This is a genomic window from Nocardia otitidiscaviarum NBRC 14405 (genome assembly GCF_000308635.1).
GTDB lineage: Bacteria > Actinomycetota > Actinomycetes > Mycobacteriales > Mycobacteriaceae > Nocardia > Nocardia otitidiscaviarum.
Genome location: NZ_BAGD01000261.1, coordinates 1 through 3,410, shown reverse-complemented (window position 1 = coordinate 3,410; position 3,410 = coordinate 1). Strand labels below are relative to the sequence as shown.

Here is a 3,410-nt window from a genome sequence, read left to right as displayed (position 1 = left end):
TTCTCCACACCGCCGATCAGCTCCATCCGATGATTCACGTGAACCAGTCTCGTGCGAAACGGCTGATCACGCCATCGTCTGACTGGCCGAGATTCTCGGCGCTCCGCGCTGATTCGTCCGTCTACCTGTTTCAAACCACTCGGGTTGTTCGCCGGACAGACGGGCGGCCTCCGCTGGATCATGTGCCCCGACCAAGGATGCACGTGAACCTCAAGACCAGGTCCAGGGGCCCACTGGCCACCCACTTGGCAACCCGCACGAGTCACCCGACCACAAAGAACAAGCTCAGGCTTTCTGGGTAATCGGAACCCAGTTGAACTCGGGGCAGAACCGCGCATACGTGCACAGCTTCCACGTGGCGTAATCCTCCATGCGACCCGCCGATCGCAGCAGATGCTTTACCCACGTGTGCGCGATCTGTTCCGGCTCGGTCATTGTCGACTCGATCTCGTCGAGCATCCGGCACGAGACCGCGAAATCTTCCTCGGTCAACGCGCTCAAATCGACCTCGACGCCATCGACGTCGAAAGCGAAAACCAGCCGCGTGGTCGAGAACCGAGTCTTGCGCTCCCCTTTGAAGGTGGTGTGCGGTTCCACCGCCGCGATGAGGTCCTCACGGCTACCCACTGGGAAGCCGATCCCCAGATCCAGGTCACTTTCTTCCAGATTCAACTTCAGCCCGAATGAGCCGACATCGCGGGAGTCGCGTCCGGTCCACTGCCGAATCATGCCCGCAGCCCGACTCCGCAGAGCGCGCAGCCGGTCGTCATCGGCACGGCGGGCACGCCAAAACTGCTCAGCTCGAGCGTATTCCGAGGCGGGGAAGGTCGCTGGATCTGCCCAACGGGCGGCGAGAACACTATCGAGATCCAGTTCCGATGGGATCACCGAATTCGTCACCGCCGCAGCTTACAACTGCACAGCGCCCGACACGCCGGGGTGATAGCGATCGATCGTTTCGTGCCGGGCGGATCAAGGATGCGAACTCGGCCACATGCCGTCGAGGGGCGCGGCTCCAGCTTGCTAGACGGTGACGAACGCATCCACCGTGACAGCCGCAATGAACGCGTCCCACTCCACGGCGGTGTAGGTCAGTTCCACACCGAGGTCATCGGAAACGGTGGCACCGCCATCTCCGTTGCGGTGGATGTGAAGACCAGCAGGAGCCGCCTGCTCACCTACTACCGCGCCAAGGAATGTATGCCACTCGTTCGCTGGAATGCTGATTGTCGGCTGTTCGCTGATCTTGTTGCGTGGGTCGCGTCCGTACTTACTGTCCCGCAAGCTGACGAAGGCATCGACGAACGCGAACTCCACACAGGCACTTCCATCCTGGCTGAAGGCACTCTTTCGCCACTGCACGGCTGCGAAATCCGGCTTGGTGGTCATGTAGCGCAGGTTACCTCTCGGTCGGGAGCGGCGGCTCGATGAGACTGGCGACCAGCCTTGATGACTTCACCGGGCTGAGCGCGATCGCTGCCAGCCTCGTGAACTGGTCGACGTAGCCGCGAATCTGACCGCGGTCTTCCACGAAGATCTGGCCGGCCATCGTATCGAGGTACACGACCTCCGGTACTTCGGCTCCAGCGAAATCGAGGAGAGCGAAGGAACCCCGCAGACCGGGATGTCCGCCGGAGTCATACGGGATGACTTGCACTGTCACATGTGGCAGCGCCGCGATGTCGACCAATCGGCGCAGCTGAGCGCGGGTGATGTCCGGTGAGCCGACGATGCGATGCAGCGCGGGCTCGTCGATGATCACCCACAGCTTGAATGGGCGTTCGCCGTTGAGTCGGCGCTGCCGGTCGAGCCGGGATCGCACGTAGCTGTCGATCGTTTCTGCGCTAAGGTCCGGAGATATCTCGGCTATCAGTGCCCGCGCGTAGTCCTCGGTTTGCAGCAAGCCGGGGATGACCAGCGGTTCGAACGCTCGCAGTTGCTCGGCCTCGTCCTCGAGGCTGATGTAGATGTTGTACGGCTCGGGGAGCTTCGCGTGATACGGCAGCAACAGGCCCCGCTTGATCGAGTCCTTGAACAGGCGGGTCAGCAGCGCCCGCTTCGCTTCATCGGCCTGGTACAGGTCCATCAGTGCCAGCAGGGTTCGTTGCTGCGGCCGAGCCTGAGCTTCCTCGATCCGGTACAGCGTCGCCTCATTGATCTTGGTCGCTGCCTGTACGTGCTGTCGGCTCAGGCCAGCGGCTTCCCGCAGGTCGAGCAGTTCGTTCGCCAGCCGACGGAGATGGATGCTGGCGATGCGCGGGGACGGCGTTTGGCCCATGGAGCACAGTCTCTTCGATCCCATTCAGGAAAACAAGACAGTCGAACACAATCCGATAAAACGCAAACATTGCGTTCTATCGGATTGCGATGCACGATTACTGGACGGTGTGATGCCCGTCACGTACGTGCGGGTGCTTCTCGAACGTCTGGAGGGATCGAAACACGATGGCCATTCACGTGATCGAGTCGCTGATCAGGAGCGATCAGACGGAACATTGTGCGCGCTCGGTGGGGCAGGGCGCGTGGGTGGTGTCGTGGCTGCCCGGTCGCACGGTCACCACGGAGCAGGCCGTGGCGGCTGTGCAGCTGGCCGAAGCGGTCGCCGACCTGACCGACCTGGCGAGATGCCTGAGCTTGACGCCGCGCGAAGCGATCGGTCAAGCAATGTCGGATCCGCGTCCAATCGATACGCGTACGCCGAGGCTGGAAAGCCAGATGCGGGTTGGGAGCATGTGATGCCCAACCATGTACTCAGGCGACCGTGGGCGTACGCGCTTTTCCGCACGGACAAGTGCCCGGACCCGGAGTCCGACGAGACTGCGCGGATCGTCGGGTTGGCCGAGCGGCTGGGCTTCGAACTGCGCGAGGTACTGGCCACCGATTCCGATGCCGTTTTCGCTTCGCTGTTCGCCAGCTTCGAGCTGTCGGGGATCAGCGCTCTGCTGGTGCCGTCGGTAATGCACGTGACCGGTTGGATGGACGTGGTTCGCTACCACGTAGATGTGTGGACCCTCGATCCTCCGGGCCGGTGGCCACGTCATCGCACGCCGGGAATCACAGCCGCATTCATCCCCGGCGTGGGCAGCGCGCGATGACCCCGCCACGCCCGGCTCTGCACTTGCACGTGGAGTCCGGGCCGCTGACGCTGGATTTCCAAGGGCACCCGGACCAAGTCGACCACGTTGCTGCCGAACTAGCCATCAGCGCAGCAGTAACAGTGGCCGTCGATGACCGAGTCACTCCGGGAATGCCGAAGCTCCCGTGCTCCCGGCTTTGGGAAGAACCAGGCCTGTGCGCCCAGGAGGAGGAACCGGGCGAGATGAACTGTGCCGCAGCAATGCCCGATGCGTGCGAGAGGAGCACGCCTTCTGCCACCGACCCGATCGATCCGTATCTCGTCTGGTAGTGAA

General features: G+C 62.6%; 5 protein-coding genes. 2 read left to right on the top strand and 3 right to left on the bottom strand.

Features of this window, described 5'->3' with window-relative positions; all coding sequences use genetic code 11:
• Positions 1 to 285 precede the first annotated feature (285 nt).
• From ON31_RS29675 to ON31_RS29665, 3 genes are all read right to left on the bottom strand, one after another.
• Entirely contained in the window at positions 286 to 900 is a 615-nt protein-coding gene (locus tag ON31_RS29675; RefSeq protein ID WP_039818406.1) for a hypothetical protein, read from the bottom strand.
• Between the two features lie 123 nt (positions 901 to 1,023).
• Entirely contained in the window at positions 1,024 to 1,389 is a 366-nt protein-coding gene (locus ON31_RS29670; protein WP_051037931.1) for a DUF397 domain-containing protein, read from the bottom strand.
• Between the two features lie 10 nt (positions 1,390 to 1,399).
• Entirely contained in the window at positions 1,400 to 2,278 is an 879-nt protein-coding gene (locus tag ON31_RS29665) for a helix-turn-helix domain-containing protein (protein ID WP_063821589.1), read from the bottom strand.
• A gap of 167 nt (positions 2,279 to 2,445) precedes the next feature.
• On the opposite strand from ON31_RS29665, the gene ON31_RS29660 reads away from it, so the two are divergent.
• Complete coding sequence (locus tag ON31_RS29660; RefSeq protein ID WP_051037929.1) at positions 2,446 to 2,736, top strand: hypothetical protein; 291 nt, start codon at positions 2,446 to 2,448, stop codon at positions 2,734 to 2,736.
• Between the two features lie 98 nt (positions 2,737 to 2,834).
• Positions 2,835 to 3,095 (top strand): hypothetical protein, encoded by a 261-nt coding sequence (locus tag ON31_RS29655; RefSeq protein WP_039818404.1) that lies wholly within the window; start codon positions 2,835 to 2,837, stop codon positions 3,093 to 3,095.
• The last annotated feature ends 315 nt before the right edge of the window (positions 3,096 to 3,410 follow it).